This window comes from Streptomonospora sediminis, from assembly GCF_054778995.1.
The window spans coordinates 68,442-85,170 of sequence record NZ_BAAGYZ010000074.1 but is presented as its reverse complement, the minus strand read 5'-3'; the positions used below and the strand labels follow the sequence as shown (position 1 = coordinate 85,170).

Sequence of the window (16,729 nt, the reverse complement as noted above, 5' to 3'; positions counted from 1 at the left end):
GCCGACCTGAAGCAGCGGATTCCCACCCGTACCGGCCCGCCCACCCCCGACGACCTCGACGAACTCATCTCCCGCCGCCGCAAGACCGAGTTCATTCTTGCCCACCCGCGCGCCATCGCCGCGTTCGGCCGCGAATGCAGCCGCCGCGGCATCTACCCCGAGAACGTCCCCTACCAGGGGCACGCCGCTGCGGGCTGGCGCGGGATCCCGATCCTGCCCTGCGACAAGATCCCGGTCAGCGGCACCGCCACCAGCTCCATGCTCGCCATGCGCACCGGCGAGCAGAACCAGGGCGTGGTGGGCCTGCACCACATCGGCCTGCCCGACGAGTACCAGCCGGGGCTGTCGGTGCGGTTCATGGGCATCAGCGAGAAAGCCATCATCTCCTACCTGGTCAGCACCTACTACTCGGCGGCCGTGCTGGTGCCCGACGCCCTCGGAATCCTGGAGAACGTCGAGATCGGCCGCTGAACAAGCCGGCCACGCGCACAGACCGACCACCCGCACGGGCCGACCACATACATGCCGACCCCATCCGGGCCGGCCACGTAACGAGAGGATCCCGCCTCATGGTGGCAATCGAGGAGTCAACGGGCGGCCGGCCGGCGGCCGAGGTGCTCGCCGGTGTCCGCGACCGCGTCGATCCCGCCCTGCGGTCGGCGGTCGCAGCACTTCCCCCCGCGCCGCGGCAGATCGCCGAATACCACTTCGGCTGGCGCGACGAGCGCGGCAACCCGGTGGGCGGCGCGGGCGGGAAACTCCTCCGGCCCGCGCTCGCCCTCCTCGCAGCCCGCACCGCCGGCGGCGGCGGAGACGACGCGGTCCCGGCCGCCGTCGCCGTCGAACTGGTGCACAACTTCTCCCTGCTGCACGACGACGTCATGGACGGCGACACCACCCGCCGGCACCGGGCCACCGCCTGGAGCATCTTCGGAACCGGAAACGCCGTCCTGGCCGGCGACTCGCTGCTCTCCCTGGCCTTCGACACCCTGGCCGCCGGCGACCACCCCGCCACCGGCGCCGCGGTACGCCGGCTCAACGCGGTCGTGCAGCGGCTCATCGAGGGCCAGAGCGCCGATATGGATTTCGAACGCCGCGCCGACGTGGGCCCGGCCGAATGCCGGGCCATGGCCGAGGCCAAAACCGGCGCCCTGCTGGGCGGGGCCTGCGCGCTCGGGGCCGTGTTCGGCGGCGCCGCACCGCAGCAGGCCGAGGACCTGCGCCGGTTCGGTGAACTGCTCGGGCTCGCCTTCCAGATCGCCGACGACCTGCTCGGTATCTGGGGCGACCCCGCACTCACCGGCAAACCCGTCCACTCCGACCTGCGCAACCGGAAGAAGTCGCTGCCGGTCGTGGCCGCCCTCGACTCCGGTTCCGCCGAATCCGGCGAACTGGCGGCACTGCTCGCCCGCGAGGAACCACTCGGCGGCGCCGACCTGGTCCGCGCCGCCGAACTGGTCGACCTTGCCGGCGGGCGGGCCTGGGCCGAACGCGAAACCGCGGCGCTGCTGGAGCGTGCGCTGGGCCACCTGCACGCGGCCGCAGCCGCACCGGCCCCAGCGGCCGAGCTCACGGCCCTGGCCCGCCTGGCCACCCGCCGCGACCACTGATGCGCGCGCCGAACCGAGGAGGCACAGCACACATGTCCGACACCGCAAGCCCGACAACGGCACCCGGCAGCACCCGCCCACCGGAGCTCGGCGCCGTCCTGGTCGCCGACCGCCTGGCCACCGGGCACGGCCCCGGCATCGCCTGCCCCGCGGCCGCCCTGCTGTCGGGCGAGCTCCGCCGCCGCGGCATGCGGACCGAGCACGGTGCGCTCGCAATACCGCCGGCCGGCCGCACCGCGGCGGAACCCGCTCGGGGCGCGGTCCCCAGCGGCGGCCCCGCAGAAGGCCGCACCGCGGTGATCCCCGGCTGCGACCCTCCGGCCGGCCTGGGCGCGGCCGCGGGCGCCGGGGACCCGGCGGCCGACCGCGCCGCCCGCGAGGCGCTGGAGGCCTTCCTGGCCGTCGCCGGCACGCCGCGCACCGTCCTGCTCGCCGCCCCCCGGTCCTTCTGCGCCGGAGTCGAGCGCGCCATCGAGGTGGTCGAGCAGGCACTGGAGCAGTGGGGCGGGCCCGTCTACGTCCGCAAGCAGATCGTGCACAACACCCACGTCGTCGCCGACCTGGAAGCCCGCGGCGCGGTCTTCGTCGACGAACTCGACGAGGTGCCCCCGGGCGCCACCGTCGTGTTCTCCGCCCACGGCGTCTCGCCGCAGGTGCACCGGGCGGCCGGCGACCGCGGGCTCGAAGCCATCGACGCCACCTGCCCGCTGGTGACCAAGGTGCACGCCGAGGCCCGCCGCTTCGCCGCACGCGGCGACACCGTCGTGCTGGTCGGCCACGCCGGCCACGAGGAGGTCGAAGGCACCCTCGGCGAAGCGCCCGAGAGCACCGTGCTGGTCGAGACCCCCGGCGACGTTGCCGCGCTGGAGGTCGCCGACCCCGAACGCGTCTCGTATCTGACCCAGACCACACTGGCCGCCGACGAGGCCGCCGAGGTCGTCGACGCCCTGCGCACCCGCTTTCCGGCGCTGCGCGGTCCCGCATCCGACGACATCTGCTACGCCACCACCAACCGCCAGGACTCGCTCAAGGCGATCGCCGAGGAGTCCGACCTGGTCCTGGTGGTGGGCTCGGACAACTCGTCCAACTCGCAGCGGCTGGTCGAACTCGCCCGGCGGTGCGGCACCCCGGCCCACCTCATCGACGACACCGGTGGCATCCGCCCGGAATGGCTCGCCGGGGCGGGCACGATCGGGTTGACGGCCGGGGCCTCGGCGCCGCCGGGACTGGTCGAGGCCGTGGTCGCGAACCTGGGCGGGCTCGGGCCGCTCACCGTGCACGAGCGCGCGACCACCCGCGAGACCGTCCGGTTCACCCTGCCGCCGCCGGTCCGGCGGTCCTGACCGCTCGGCCCGGCCGGCCGCGCCGCCGCTGCCGCCCCGCTGTGGTACGGACCGCGCAGCCGGCCCGCGGCCGCACCGGGTTTCCGGCGGCGGCTAGGCTCGAAACAGCCCGGCACAGCGGCCGAGCCGTCGGCCGAACCGTCGGCCGGGTTCGCGGCCGAACCGGTGGCCGAGGCTCGGCCGGTCCGTCTCCTGGAGGGAAACGAGATGTCCGAAACCGCCGCTCCCCTGAACGGCCGCCCCGCGCTGGCCGTCACCGTCGGCGACCCGGTGGGGATCGGTCCCGAGATCACCGTGCGCACGCTGAGCGAGGTGGGCACCACCGCCTCGGCCCGCGGCGTGGTCGTGGCCGAGGCCGCCGTTCTGCGCCGCGCGGCCGAGGTGTGCGGTCTGGACGTGCGGATCCGCGCGCTGGATTCGTGGGACCTGCCCGAGGAACGCGACGGCGTGATCGACTGCTTCGACATCGGCGAGCCGGGCGCGGCCGAGCTTGCCTGGGGGACCGTCGACCCGCGGGCCGGCGCGGCCGCCGTCAAGGCGGTCGAGGCCGCCACCCGTGCGGCCATGCGGGGCAGCGTCGCCGGGATCGTCACCGGCCCCATCAACAAGGAGGCCATCTGGGCGGCGGGCAGCGAGCACCTGGGCCACACCGAGATGCTGGGCGCGCTCACCGGGGTCTCCCGGCAGAACACCATGTTCGTGGTGCGCGGCAAGAAGATCTTCTTCGCCACCCGGCACCTATCGCTGCGCAAGGCGCTGGACCAGGTCGGCGCCGACCAGCAGGTGGCGGCGATCGGCGAGGCGCTGACCGCGCTCCGGGTGTTCGGCCACGACCAACCGCGGCTGGCGGTCGCCGCGATCAACCCCCACGGCAGCGAGAACGGGGCCTTCGGCACCGAGGAGATCGACTACCTCGCACCCGCCGTGGAGCGGGTGCGCGCCGCGGGTGCCGATGTCACCGGTCCGGTCCCCGCCGATTCCGTCTTCCACCAACTGCTCCAGGACCGCTATGACGGGGTGCTCTCGCAGTACCACGACCAAGGCCACATTGCCGCGAAGACGTTCGACTTCGACGGCACGATCTCGGTGACAGTGGGGTTGCCGATCCTGCGGACCTCGGTCGACCACGGCACCGCCTTCGACATCGCCGGCACCGGTGCGGCCGACCCCGGCACCATGCGTTCGGCGTTCCTGCACGCCTGCGAGTTCTCGCATTTCGCCGACCGTATCCGCGCCGAGTACGGCTCTTGAGCGGTCCGGGCGCACGCCGCCGCCCGGACCGCTGAACCCGCGGGGGTGGTGCTACCTCCACTGCGGCTGACACGAGGGCACTCTCGTTGGGGTGTCCGGGATCGCCTAGGTTGAATGTACTGATTTCGGTAGCGGCCTGAGCCGGTACCGGAACCGGAACGAGCGCGGTGCGCGGCGAGCCCCCCAGATGGCCAGCATCCAGGACGGTCCCCTCTGCCCTGCACCACGCCGAGCCCTGCCGGGCGAAGGCCCCGGCAGCGGATCCCGAGCGTGGAGGACACCACCATGTCAACGACCGGACTGAGCGCTGAGGACCCCCCGTCCGGCGCCGCACGGACCCCCGAATCCCAGGGGGCGGCCCGGCCAGCCAGCGACTTTGCCGCGTTATCGCAGCGGATCCAGCAGGCGGGCCTGCTGCGCCGCCGCCCCGGCTACTACGCGGCGCGGGGCAGTGTGCTCGCCGTGCTGTTCGCCGCCGGATGGGCGGCGTTCTTCCTGTTGGGGGATTCGTGGTGGCAGATGGCCGTGGCCGTCTACCTCGCCGTTGTCTTCGGCCAGTTCGGCCTGTTCGCCCACGATCTGGCCCATCGCCAGGTGTTCCGCACCCGGGCGCCCAGTGAGGCGGCCGGCCGGATCGCCGGAAACCTGGCGATCGGTATGGGCTACGGCTGGTGGCAGGACAAGCACACCCGCCACCACGCCAACCCCAACCACGAGGACCTCGACCCCGACGTTGCCCCCGACCTGCTGGTGTGGTCGCACGAGCAGGCCGAGAACGCCTCGGGCCCGGCGCGGTTCATCGGCCGGTGGCAGGCGGTGCTGTTCTATCCGCTGCTGACGCTGGAAGGCATGAACCTGCACGTGCAGAGCGTCATCTCGCTGTTCCGGCCCCGGATGCGGCTGCGGTGGCTGGAGGCGGTGCTGCTGGGCACCCACTTCGTTCTCTACCTCGGCGCGCTGTTCACGGTGCTCTCGCCGGGACGCGCGGTGCTGTTCCTGGTCATCCACCAGGCGCTGTTCGGTATCTACCTGGGCTGCATCTTCGCGCCCAACCACAAGGGCATGCCCACCCTCACCGCCGGCGACAAACCCGATTTCCTCCGCAAACAGGTGCTGACCTCCAGAAACGTCACCGGAGGCGTGGTCACCGACGTGGCGCTGGGCGGACTCAACTACCAGATCGAGCACCACCTGTTCCCGAGCATGCCTTCGCCGCACCTGAGCCGGGCCCGCCTCATCGTGCGCGACTTCTGCGCCGAGATCGGCCTGTCCTACCACGAGACCGGTTTCCTGCGCTCCCACGGCGAAGCCCTGGCCCACATGCACCACGCGGGGGAGCCGCTGCGCCGGCCGCGCCGTGCCGCCGCCACGCCGCAGGGGTGAGCCCGCGGTCCGGCGCCGCGCCGCGGTCGTTGAGTACTTGAGTAGGTGTACTCATGCGCCGAACGCAGCAGCCACGATGGGATGGGGGCGCCGGGAGGGCCCGGCAGCGTCGGACCAGGAGGCGATAGCAGTGAGCGAGTCGAAACCCGCCCGCGACGCGGCGTTGCGCGGCCTCGTCGACCGGGGCGTCATCTCCGACGCGCAGGCCGGCGAGGTGCGGGCGGCGCTGGATGCGGCCGCACCCGAGCGCGGGCGGGTGCGTTGGATGGAGATCGCGGGCTATATCGGCGGCGGTCTGGTGTTCGCGGGAGCGGTGGCCCTGGCGGCCACCTCCTGGGAGGAGCTCTCCGACGGCGCCCGCATCGCGCTGCTCGCGCTGGTGGCGGTCGCTGCGGCCGGCGCCGCGGTGTTCATGGCCGGCGGGCCGCACCGGATGCGGGGCCGCCGCAACGACGTGGCCAACGTCCGGCGCCGCATCGCCGGGGTGCTGCTCGCACTCGCCTCGGCGGTGGCCGCCTTTGCCGCGGCCGTCTCCCTGGATGTATTTCTGGACGACGGCCCCTACTATGCGCCGTTCCTGGTGGGCCTGGCGATCGCCGCCGCCGGCTACGCGGCGCTGCCCTCGGCCGTGGGCCACGTGGTGGCCTGGGCGATGAGCATCGCCCTGGTCGGCACGCTCGTCGACGAGGTGCCGGACCTGGACTACGACGACTCCAGCCTGGTCGTGGGCGCGGCCTGGCTCTGCCTGGGTGCGGTGTGGGTGCTGCTGTCGTCGCTGGGAGCCGTGGCGGAGCGCCGACTGGGTATGGGGTTGGGCGCCGGTCTGGCGCTGGGGGCCGGCCAGACCATGCTCTCCTGGGGCGGCCACAGCCAGGTCGGCTACTCGGCCACGCTGCTGGTGGCCGCGGTGTGCATCGCCTACTACAGCCGGGAGCGCGCCGGGGTGCTGCTCGTACTGGGAATCCTGGGATTCACCATCGGCGTGCCGGAGCTGGTCTGGGACGTGACCGACGGCGCGATCGGGGCGGCGGCCATGCTGCTGCTGGTCGGCGCGGTCCTGCTGGTGGCCAGTTGGCTGGGGATCATGCTGCACCGGCGCAGGGCCGACCGCGCGCCGGCCGCCGCAGGGACACAGGACGCGGGCCCGGCGCCGACCGGAGCACCCGACCAGGGGCCGTTCGGCACCGGCGCACCGCGGTCCGGTGGGCCGGACTCCAGCGGGCATTAGGCCGGCGTAGCCGCTACCGGGCGGGCCCGAATCCGCGGGCCCGGCCGCCGGGCCCGGCGGCCTACCGGCCCCGGCGGCCCGGCCCGGCAGCGGCCCGGCTAACCGGCGCCCTTGTCCAACCCGGCCCGCCGCAGCGCCTCGGCCATGGCACCGCTCGTGCCACCGGTGTCCTTGCCGCCGCCGCGCTCGTTGCGGCGCCCGCCCTGGCCCTTCGCGGATTCCTGGCGCGCACCGCGGCCGCCGTCGCTGTCCTTGCCGGCGCCACCTCCGCCGCGCTCGCCGCGGCCGCTCTTGGCGCCGCCGCGTTCACCGGCCTCGGGGTCGTCGTCCAACCGCATGCTCAACGAGATCCGCTTGCGGTCGGTGTCGACGTCCATCACCTTGACCCGCACGATGTCGCCGGGCTTGGCCACGTTGCGGGGGTCGCTGACGAAACTCTTGGCCATCGCCGACACGTGCACCAGCCCGTCCTGGTGCACACCCACGTCGACGAACGCGCCGAAGGCCGCCACGTTGGTGATGACCCCTTCCAGGATCATGCCGCGCTGCAGGTCGCCCAGTGTCTCCACGCCCTCCTTGAACGAGGCGGTGGTGAACTCCGGCCGCGGGTCGCGCCCGGGCTTTTCCAGCTCGGCGATGATGTCGGTGACCGTGGGCAGCCCGAACCCGGCGCCGGCGAAGTCCTGCGGGCTCAGCGCGCGCAGCGCCGCGCCGTCGCCGATCAGCGAGGACACGTCGCGGCCGGTCGCTTCGAGGATGCGGTGCACCACGGGGTAGGACTCCGGGTGCACGCTGGAGGCGTCCAGCGGGTCGTCGCCGCCGCGGATGCGCAGGAACCCGGCGCACTGCTCGAACGCCTTCGGACCCAGCCGCGGCACCCTGCTCAGCGCGGAGCGCGCGGTGAACGGGCCGTTGCTGTCGCGGTGGTCGACGATGTTCTGCGCGACGGACGAGCTGATGCCCGAAACGCGCGCCAGCAGCGGCACCGACGCCGTGTTGACGTCGACCCCGACCGCGTTGACGCAGTCCTCCACGACCGTGTCCAGCGACCGTGAAAGCTTGGTCTCCGACAGGTCGTGCTGGTACTGGCCGACCCCGATCGACTTCGGGTCGATCTTGACGAGTTCGGCGAGCGGGTCCTGCAGCCGGCGGGCGATGGACACGGCGCCGCGCAGCGACACGTCCAGGTCGGGCAGCTCCTGTGAGGCATAAGCCGAGGCCGAGTAGACCGACGCGCCGGCCTCGGAGACCATGGCCTTGGTCAGCTTGCCGGCGCCCATCAGCTTGACCAGCTCTCCGGCGAGCTTGTCGGTCTCGCGCGAGGCGGTGCCGTTGCCGATGGCGACCAGGTCGACGCCGTGCTCGCGTACCAGTTTGCCGAGCTTGGCCAACGCCTCGTCCCAGCGCCGCTGCGGCGCGTGCGGGTAGATCGTGTCGGTGGCCACGACCTTGCCGGTGGCGTCGACCACGGCGACCTTGACACCGGTGCGCAGCCCCGGATCCAGCCCGAGGGTGCAGCGGGTGCCGGCGGGTGCGGCCAGCAGCAGGTCGCGCAGGTTGGCGGCGAACACGCTCACGCCGGTGTCCTCGGCCTGCTGCCACAGCCGCATGCGCAGGTCGATGTCCAAGCGGACGAACACGCGGGTGCGCCAGGCCCAGCGCACCGATTCCGCCAGCCACTTGTCGGCCGGGCGCCCGCGGTCGGCGATGCCGAAGCGGGCGGCGATCGCCCGCTCGTATGGGCCGGGCGCGCCGGGGGCGGCATCGGGGTCGTCCTCGGGTTCCAGGGTGAGGGCCAGCACCTCTTCCTTCTCGCCGCGGAACATGGCCAGCACCCGGTGGGCGGGCAGCTCGGTCAGCGCCTCGGCGTAGTCGAAGTAGTCGGAGAACTTGGCGCCGTCCTGCTCGCGCCCCTCGCGGACCCGGGCGGCGAGCCGGCCGCGCGACCACAGCCGCTCGCGGAGGTCCCCGACCAGGTCGGCGTCCTCGGTGAAGCGTTCGACGAGGATCGCGCGGGCGCCCTCCAGAGCTGCGGCGGCGTCGGCGACCCCGTTGCCGGAGTCGCCGGCGCCGGCGGGGTCGGCGTATGCGGCAGCGGCGGCCTGCGGGTCCTGGCCGGGGTCGCCCAGCAGCAGGTCCGCCAGCGGCTCCAGGCCGGCTTCGCGGGCGATCTGGGCCTTGGTGCGGCGCTTGGGCTTATAGGGCAGGTAAATGTCCTCAAGCCGGGCCTTGGAGTCGGCCGCGTTGATGCGTGCTTCCAACGCCTCGTCCAGTTTGCCCTGGGAGCGGATGGACTCCAGGATGGCGGCGCGGCGCTCCTCCATCTCGCGCAGGTAGCGCAGGCGCTCTTCCAGGTGGCGCAGTTGGGCGTCGTCGAGCCCGTCGGTCGCCTCCTTGCGGTAGCGGGCGACGAACGGGACGGTGGCCCCGCCGTCGAGCAGGCCGACGGCCGCGGTCACCCGGTGCTGGCTGACGCCGATCTCCTCGGCGATGCGCTGGTCGATACTGATCGTCACGTTGGCTGGTCCAATTTCTCGCTCATGTTCACCCGGTGCATTGTCCTGGGCGGCGCCGCAGTTGTCACACCGGTGCGCCCGCGCCGGGGTGCCCGGAAATCCGCTCGCCGCTGTGCTGCGGCATGCCCGCGGCGGGCGCCGCGGAATTCCCCGAGCGGCCCGCCTGCTGCGCCGGGCACCCGGGTGTCCGGCCGCGTGGAAGCGGCCACGCGATTGCTTCTTCTTGCCCTGCGGGTTACCGACCGGCGACCGGCTGTTGAACGGGCTGCTGATCTCCTGTTAGAGAGGAAGCAGTATTTCGATTGGACCGCAAGGACATATCGAAGATGGGCGGGATGAGCGTGATCATGGATCCGACGTCGGTTCGAGACCTGGCCGCCATTAATGACGATATGGGCGTATTGAGCGTTTACGCGACCGCCGATCCGCGCGACAAATCGGCTTCGCCGGCCTGGCGCCTGGCGGTCGGCAACGCCCTCAGCGCGCTGCGCAGCGAAGTCTCCGGTAACTCCGGTAACTCCGGAAACGGCGCCAACGGCGGTAACGGCGGCAGAGAGCGCAAGACCGCCGTGCTGGCGCGGCTCGAACAGCTCCAACCCGAAATCGAGGGGTTGCTCGACTCGGGGGAGTTCGGTGTGGGCCGCGCGCTGTTCGCCCCCGTGAGCCGGAACGAGGTGCACACGCTCAGTGTGCAGATGCCGCTGGACGACTGCGCGGTACTGCAGCCGCGCCCCTACCTGCGTCCGCTGGCAGGCGCACTGACATTCGGCGCGCCCGCCGGCGTCCTGGCGGTTTCCCACGAAGGGGTGCGCATCACCGACCTGCGCTTCGGCGTCGCCAGCGAGGTCGACCGGCTGGCGTTCCAACTCGACACCGACGACTGGCGCAGCACGCGCGCCCCCGCCGCCACCGGTGCTGTGGGCAGCGCTTCGCGCGCCACAGGCCAGATCGACCGCTTCGACCGCCGGGTCGAGGACAACCTGCTGCGCTACCTGTCCTCGCTGCGGCCGCGCATCTCCGCCATCGCCGACGAGTACGGCTGGGAGTCGGTCGTGGTCACCGGCGACGGCCGGCTCATCGACGTCGTCCGCAAGGGACTTGCGGCCTCGCCGGGCCGCCGCGCCGTCATCCTGCTGGACCGGGTCGCCGAACACCTTTCCCTCGCCGAGATCGCGGCGCTGGCGCGCCCCGAACTGGAGGAGGACCGCAGACGGCGCTGCCGCGCGCTCGCCGAGCAGGCGCGCGGTGCCGCACACTCCGGCGGGCCGGGAGCCATCGGTGTCAGCGACACCCTCGGCGCCTTCCGCGAGAACCGCGTCGCCCACCTCGTCCTCGACGGCACCCGCGAGCTGCGCGGCCAGCGCGCACCCGACGGGCAGTACTACCCTCATGGTGAACTGCCGCCCGGGCAGGCCGGCACCGCAATGGCCGAGGAACCCGACCTGGGCGAGCGCATGATCGAGATGGGTTTCACCTCCGGCGCCGAGGTCACGCTGCTGCCGCCCGAGGCCGCCGCGGTGTTGGCGGCCGAGGACGGAGTGGCCGCGCTGCTGCGCTGGTAGCCGCGATGGGCGGGTGGGCCGGGCTTGGCCCATCCTCCCCCGCCGCCGGAAGTGGCACCCCGTTGCGGGAGGTGGCCTGCCGGTGGCGGCACTGACGGGGCAGATGGGGCCGCGCGAGTTCCAGCTCGTCCTGCTGCGGCGCATGGCCGACTTCCAGCCCCAGTTGGTCGACGAGGCCAGGTACGAACTCGGCGCCTCGCGCACCGAGATGCGCGAGGCGAACCGGCGGTGGCAGGCCCTGCTGCGCTCGGCCCGCGCGCCGAAGGGGCTGACCCGCTACGAACGCCTGCTGGGCCCACCGCAAACCTCCGGGCGGCGCACGGTGGGCGACCTCGCCTGCGCCGTGTACCGCTGGCCGGTGCCGCTGTGGCCCGAGCTGCGCTACGAGGTGGTCACGCTGGCCGGCGGGCCGTTGCTGCACGAGTGGCTGGTGCGCTCGGACGACGCCCCCGCGCCGCGGCCGCGCAGCGTCGGCGAGCTGGCCCCTTGGTCCTGCGTGGTCGAGGACGTGGCCCGCGCGTTCCCGCCGGCCGTGCCGATGGAGGGCACCGCCCCCTCGCGATGGCGCATGGCCTTCACCGCCCCGGAGGAGCCGGGCGGCCCACCGGAGCGGGAAGAACAAGCAGCCCCGCATGGCGGGGGCCGCGGGCCTGCGGCGGCAGGAGGCCGCTACGTCGCCGATTTCACCTGGGGATTGCTGCAGCGCGTGGTGCCGGCCGGCGGCTGAGGAGGGGGCGCCGGACAGCGGCGCTTGACCAGGGGGCGCCGCATGCTCGGCGGCGGGCGGCACACGGGACACCGCGGGCCGCCGGCCGGTTGCGCCGGGAAGCATCCGGTGTCAGCGGCGGCTGCGGCGGTAGCGCCGCCTCATCAGGGCAGCGACGGTCACGAAGATGGTCGGAATCCCGATGACGAGCAGCGCAATGATGATGAGTTCGACGGTTCCGATCCCCATACCGTCCGTCTACCCGCCGGCGCCGCCGCCATACCGTCCGCCGGCTTGCGACGATAGTGCTGAAATGCCCGTCTCAGCGTTAAAATCCAGGCGTTCCTGCATGATCATCAGTGCGTCGGGCGGCCCGCCGCAGTACCGCCGCGACCTGGTCGGACAGTGGGGCGGCGCCGAGGCGGTTGTCGACCGCGAGGTGTCCGACGGGTGGCGGCTCGCCGGGGCGCACACGTGCGACGAAGGCATCGAAGGTGTCGAGCTTGCCGGTGTCGCGCGAGCGCCCCCGCCCGCCGATGCGGGCGCGCAGGGTCGCGCCGTCACTGGCGACCCACACCAGGCGCACCGGGTCGCCGCCCAGTTCGGCGACCCAGCTCCGCCACCGGTCAGGGCTGCGGATCTGGCCCGTGAACGGCGCCACCAGCATCACCGGGCAGCCGGCCGCGCGGATCTGCGCGGCGGCGGCGGTCATCCCGCCGTACTCGTGCACCTTCACGTGTTCGTCGTACCAGGAGCCCTCGCGCTCGCCGTAGGAGCGGCCGTGCGCCGCGAGGACCTCGGCGACGAACCCGCTGAACAGGGTGTCCTTGTCCAGCAGCGCCGGCACCGGATCGAGCCGCTCCAGCAGGTGGGCGGCCACGGTCGACTTGCCTGCGCCCGGTGCTCCGGCGACCACCCACACGGCCGCACCGGTGGCACCGCTCGCGCCGGGTGCGGGGAGCCCGGCTCGGTGCCTATCCACCGCGGGCGGCGGATTCCTGCGTGCGACCGCGGTGCTGCCGCCGGCGGAAACCCCTCACGAGTCGCCGTTGAGGATGTCGGGGGCGTAGTACTCGTCCAGCGGGACCGGGCCGCGGTAGCCCTGGCACATGCATTGCCGGTAAGACATGAGTCCCAGGGTACAGCGTGGATCCGGTCCCGCCGGGAGCCTATGAGGGTGCCTAAGTGGCGTCGGAATCCGTCTCCGAGGGGGTCGTCTCCGTTCCCAGAATGATGTCCATCCGGTCCGCCCCCTCCGTGATCACCGGTCGCAGTTCCCGGCGGTAGTAGGTCTCAGTGGTGAGGGTGGTGGAGTGGCCGACCAGCCGTGCGATGTCCTCGACCTGAACGCCGTCCGCCGACATCAGCGACACGAAGCTGTGCCGCAGCTCCCGCGGCGTCCAGTTTTCCAGGCCCGCGCGCTTCACGATGGGTGTGAAGAGCTTGTAGGCGTGGAACCGGCTGTACTGCTTGCCGAGGCCGGTGCAGAACACAAGACCGTTCTCTACCCATTGGCTCCCGGCTGCCGCCCGCTCCCTCTCCTGCTCCGCCTTCCGCTGCTTCAGAGCGTTCACGGCGAGCGCCGGCAGCGCGAGCGTCCGCTTGCTCTTGCGGGTCTTGGTTTCGCCTCCGACGCGATCGGAGCGCCATACGGCGATGAACGGCGGTACCGGCGGGGCGGCTCCGGGATCGCCCTCCAGATCTACGTGCTCCCATCGGAGCGCCCGCGCCTCCTCGGTGCGGATACCCGTGGTCAGCGACACGACGATGTAGGCGTGCAGGGCGTACTCCCGAGCGGCGGCCAGCAGCGCTCGCGCCTGGGCGAGGTTGAGGGCCTTACTGGGGCGTCCCTGCTGGCCTTCGGGCGCTTCCACGACGTCGGCCACGTTGCGGATCACCTTCCCGCGCCGCAAGGCATGCTTGATGGCCGCACGAAGCATCCACAGAAGCCGGTTGACGACGGATGTCGCCAACCGCTCCGCGCGGTCCGCCAACCACTCGTCGATGTCGTCCGCTTCCAGGTCGCGGAGTTTCAGCCGCCCGATCGAGTTGAGCAGGTGGACCTTCGCCAGGCTCCGGTACTGCTCGACGGTGTCCGCCGAACGCCGCTTGTTGGGAGCCTCAAGCCAGTCGTTAACGGCATCGGCGACGGTGTACCGGGCCGACGTCTTGGCTCCGGCCTCAGCCTCGTTTCGGAGCTTGCGCATACCGCTGCGGACCTCGGTCTTGGTCGCCCCGTAGACCTTGGGCCGCCGGCGCCTTCCGATCGCGTCGTAGCCCAGTGAGATGGAGCCGACGTAGCACTTCTTGCGCTCATCCCAGTGAATGCTGCCCTCGCCGCGGCGGCCGCGGCTCTTCTTCGGTGCGCCCTCGGAATCGGTCATGCTGTCCAGTCCTTCCTTGGTGGTGGCGTCGGCGTTGTGCTGGCGGTGCGAGCCGACAATGCTGGTCACGCGTGGGTCTTCTCGGGTGTGGAGGGCTCCGCGATGATGCGTGATGTGGGTGTCAGGCAGTCGATGCAGAAGGGCGATCCATCGGCGGACCAATGGGGGCGATGGCATTGCCTGCATGGCGCCTTCGGGTGGTTCGGCGAGAGTTGCTGCAACGAACCGTCACGACCGTCACGACCGTCACCCTCGGGCCGTCCATCCTGGTCAGCCGCCTTGTGCGGCTGTGACGGTCGGGAACAGCGACCGTCACAGCGTCCCTCGTGACCGTCACAGGCGTGGTCAGCCTGTGACGGTTGGGAATTGAGGTGTGACGGTTGCGCCTGGGCAACCGTCACAGGCGTTTCCGCTGCTTGGAGGCTGTCCTGTGACGGTCGTGACGGTCGTGACGGTCGTGACGGTTGAACGCACGCGCTCTCGTTAGCCGAGGTGAGGACGTGCATGCGGTTGCCGGTGCCGCTCTCGCGTTTCGTGCTGTAGTTGACGCCCATGGCGCGCAGAGCAGGCGCGACGCGCTTGAGCGCGCCGGCGGCGGCCCGCGGGTTGGTCGGCCAGCCCTTGGGGCGAGCCTTGGGTTTGGTGTCAGGGGAGTCGCGCCCCTCGTGGCGGTCCAGTTCGGCCAGGAGCTCCCCGGCCGTGCCGGCCCAGGCGCCTTCCCGGCCGCGCATCATGGCCAGCAGGGCAGAGCCGAACGGGTCGCCCTCCAGGACATCGGCGACGACGTCTTGGGCGCCGGCGGTGTAGGTCTGGAGGCTGTTCCAGCCGTTGAGCTCATCGAGGGTGGCCAGTACGCGGGCGAAGTCCGCCATGCGCGGCTTGCGCTCCAGACGCACATCGGGCCGCGCCTTGAGGACCTGTGCCAGCAGGTCGAACAGGGACGCGAGGATTGCCGGATGCGCCTCGTTGTAGGCGCGTTCGATCTCGGCTTCCTCCCGGCGCGCCTGGTCCGAGATGAGCTGGAGTTCGAGCGTGAGCATGCGTTCAGCGAGGTCGCCCTTGAGCGCGCCGGCGTCGATGGTGGTCATCGCCAGCACCCGGCGGAACTCCAGGGCGATCAGGTCGTCGTCGCTGTAGAGCGCCCGTTCCGGGATCCCGGCGCCGGTCACGGCCATGCACAGCGTGTCTGAGAGCCACTCGGGGATACGCGAGACGTTGTCCAGGCAGATCGCCCACGAGTTGAACGCCTGGGTCGACCACGCCTTCATGTCGCGCGGCGGCAGCCGCTTGGGCGCACCGGACGGGTCCAGCAGGTTGACCGCGGCCTTGGCCGCGTTGGACTTTCCGGTGCCCTGCTCGCCGGTGAACGTCAGGATGGGATGGGGGATGTCGGGGATCAGCCCGGCGACCAGCCACCCTGCAAGCAGCCGGAACCCGTCGTGGTCGATGTTCAGCAGGTCGTGCAGCTTGGCCAGGCCGTCGCCGTCGCGGGTCGGATCGGGCAGCGGCCGCATGATCTGGGAACGCCGGAAGGTCACCGGCGAGCGCGAGCGGCGCTCCCAACCTTCCGGCCCGATGACCACACACCTGCCGTCTGGAGTGCCCAGGTCGACCACGACTCCGTCGCCGTAGGCGGCCACGCGCGGCGACAGAGCGCGCTGTTCTGCCCGCCCTGCCTTGCCCTCCAGCACCATCGTGGCGTCGGTGAGAGCCGACTGCGATGGGACACGGCCGCGGCTCTCATAGGCGTAGACGTCGGCGAGTCGCGCCCGAAGGCCGGCTTTTCCCCGCAGCGGCAGAGCGATGTTGGGGCCGTCGGTCTCGACCGCATAGGGGCGCCCGTCCTCGGACATGAACAGCTCGTAGCGGCGTACCGCCAGGTCGACCAATTGGGCGGCGACCGACGAACTTTCCTGGTCACCGTCGTCGTTCCCGCCGTCGGTCGCCGCGGGGGACGGCGCCGGCTCCGGCACGTCGACGGGCACCAGGTCGCCAAGGCCGTATCCGGCCGCGATGTGGTCGGAGAAGTCCTTTCCGGCGCGGGCCTGGAGTACGGCTAGGGACCCGGCGCGCCCGGCCAACGCGCCGGCGATGCTCCGCGCGTGGGCATAGCCCGGTGCGTCCTTATCGGCGACCACCACCACGTCGGCACCTGCAAGGACTTCGCTGTATTCCGGGCGCCACTTCGTGCGCTGGCCTTCTTTGGCGGCTCCGTCGTAATTGCAGGTCGCGACACCGCCGGCCCGCTCGATGGCGTGGACGTCCTTTTCGCCTTCGACCACGAAGACGGTGCGGCCCGCGGCTACGGCCGCGACGACCTCGGGAAGCCGGTACAGGACGCGCCGCTCGACCGCCTGCTTCCAGAGCCAGCCGCCGCTGCCGTCCGGCTTGCGGCACCGGAAGTCCTTGGGTTCGCGGCGCTCCTTCACGAACAGCAGGCGTCCCTGTTCGTCGACGTATTCGTATTCGGCCACGACGTCGAACTTGGAACGGCGCCGCTCCGGTGGCTCATCGTGCAGGTCGGCCCTGCTCCAACCGAGCGCGTCGAGAACGGAGTCCTGAGCGCATCCCGCGTGGCAGTTGATCACCACGCCTTGGTACTTCTTGGCCGGTGAGATGGACAGCGACGGAAGACGGTCCTCGTGGGCGGGGCACTGAGCCTTGCCGCCCGCGGAGTCCACGTATCTGTCCAGCTCCATCAGCCGGTCGGCAAGTCGCTCGTGAGCAGTCACGTGCGCTTCCTTCC

General features: G+C 72.0%; 11 protein-coding genes and 1 pseudogene. 8 read left to right on the top strand and 4 right to left on the bottom strand.

From position 1 onward, the window contains the following. From ACYVD5_RS15425 to ACYVD5_RS15400, 6 genes and pseudogenes are all read left to right on the top strand, one after another. Positions 1-471 (top strand): annotated as a pseudogene (locus tag ACYVD5_RS15425) (Crp/Fnr family transcriptional regulator); the annotation flags it as partial. Between the two features lie 98 nt (positions 472-569). Beyond that, positions 570-1,610 carry a family 2 encapsulin nanocompartment cargo protein polyprenyl transferase gene (locus tag ACYVD5_RS15420; protein ID WP_461001732.1) on the top strand — a complete coding sequence of 347 codons (1,041 nt, stop codon included), beginning with the start codon at positions 570-572 and terminating at the stop codon, positions 1,608-1,610. A 32-nt stretch (positions 1,611-1,642) separates the two neighbouring features. Next, positions 1,643-2,953 carry a 4-hydroxy-3-methylbut-2-enyl diphosphate reductase gene (gene ispH, locus ACYVD5_RS15415; RefSeq protein ID WP_461001731.1) on the top strand — a complete coding sequence of 437 codons (1,311 nt, stop codon included), beginning with the start codon at positions 1,643-1,645 and terminating at the stop codon, positions 2,951-2,953. Positions 2,954-3,160: 207 nt separating this feature from the next. After that, positions 3,161-4,204, top strand: coding sequence for a 4-hydroxythreonine-4-phosphate dehydrogenase PdxA (pdxA, locus tag ACYVD5_RS15410; protein WP_461001730.1), 1,044 nt, complete (start codon positions 3,161-3,163; stop codon positions 4,202-4,204). Positions 4,205-4,489: 285 nt separating this feature from the next. Further along, positions 4,490-5,587: a fatty acid desaturase family protein gene (locus ACYVD5_RS15405; protein WP_461001729.1), complete on the top strand. Its 1,098-nt coding sequence runs from the start codon at positions 4,490-4,492 to the stop codon at positions 5,585-5,587. 130 nt (positions 5,588-5,717) lie between these two features. After that, on the top strand, positions 5,718-6,815 hold the full coding sequence (locus ACYVD5_RS15400; protein ID WP_461001728.1) for a DUF2157 domain-containing protein: 1,098 nt from the start codon (positions 5,718-5,720) through the stop codon (positions 6,813-6,815). A gap of 98 nt (positions 6,816-6,913) precedes the next feature. On the opposite strand, the gene ACYVD5_RS15395 is transcribed toward ACYVD5_RS15400, so the two are convergent. Continuing rightward, the gene (locus ACYVD5_RS15395) at positions 6,914-9,331 is read right to left on the bottom strand and encodes a Tex family protein (RefSeq protein ID WP_461001727.1); all 2,418 of its coding nucleotides are present in this window, start codon (positions 9,329-9,331) and stop codon (positions 6,914-6,916) included. A 335-nt stretch (positions 9,332-9,666) separates the two neighbouring features. Here ACYVD5_RS15395 and ACYVD5_RS15390 point away from each other — a divergent pair, with 335 nt between their 5' ends. Both ACYVD5_RS15390 and ACYVD5_RS15385 read left to right on the top strand, forming a co-directional pair. Further along, the gene (locus tag ACYVD5_RS15390) at positions 9,667-10,893 is read left to right on the top strand and encodes a VLRF1 family aeRF1-type release factor (protein WP_461001726.1); all 1,227 of its coding nucleotides are present in this window, start codon (positions 9,667-9,669) and stop codon (positions 10,891-10,893) included. 82 nt (positions 10,894-10,975) lie between these two features. After that, positions 10,976-11,620, top strand: a complete 645-nt coding sequence (locus tag ACYVD5_RS15385; protein ID WP_461001725.1) for a hypothetical protein — start codon at positions 10,976-10,978, stop codon at positions 11,618-11,620. Positions 11,621-11,927: 307 nt separating this feature from the next. Here the strand turns inward: ACYVD5_RS15385 and ACYVD5_RS15380 are convergent, their stop codons facing one another. From ACYVD5_RS15380 to ACYVD5_RS15370, 3 genes are all read right to left on the bottom strand, one after another. Further along, on the bottom strand, positions 11,928-12,581 hold the full coding sequence (locus tag ACYVD5_RS15380; RefSeq protein WP_461001724.1) for an AAA family ATPase: 654 nt from the start codon (positions 12,579-12,581) through the stop codon (positions 11,928-11,930). 199 nt (positions 12,582-12,780) lie between these two features. After that, positions 12,781-14,052: a tyrosine-type recombinase/integrase gene (locus ACYVD5_RS15375; protein WP_461001723.1), complete on the bottom strand. Its 1,272-nt coding sequence runs from the start codon at positions 14,050-14,052 to the stop codon at positions 12,781-12,783. Further along, entirely contained in the window at positions 14,049-16,715 is a 2,667-nt protein-coding gene (locus ACYVD5_RS15370; protein WP_461001722.1) for a hypothetical protein, read from the bottom strand. Before ACYVD5_RS15370 ends, ACYVD5_RS15375 begins: the two co-directional genes overlap by 4 nt. Between the last annotated feature and the right edge of the window lie 14 nt (positions 16,716-16,729).

Bases quoted from the DNA above. Each gene is read 5' to 3' on its own strand.
- ACYVD5_RS15420 (WP_461001732.1), top strand. From the start codon at position 570: ATGGTGGCAATCGAGGAGTCAACGGGCGGCCGGCCGGCGGCCGAGGTG.
- ispH (WP_461001731.1), top strand. From the start codon at position 1,643: ATGTCCGACACCGCAAGCCCGACAACGGCACCCGGCAGCACCCGCCCA.
- pdxA (WP_461001730.1), top strand. From the start codon at position 3,161: ATGTCCGAAACCGCCGCTCCCCTGAACGGCCGCCCCGCGCTGGCCGTC.
- ACYVD5_RS15405 (WP_461001729.1), top strand. From the start codon at position 4,490: ATGTCAACGACCGGACTGAGCGCTGAGGACCCCCCGTCCGGCGCCGCA.
- ACYVD5_RS15390 (WP_461001726.1), top strand. From the start codon at position 9,667: ATGAGCGTGATCATGGATCCGACGTCGGTTCGAGACCTGGCCGCCATT.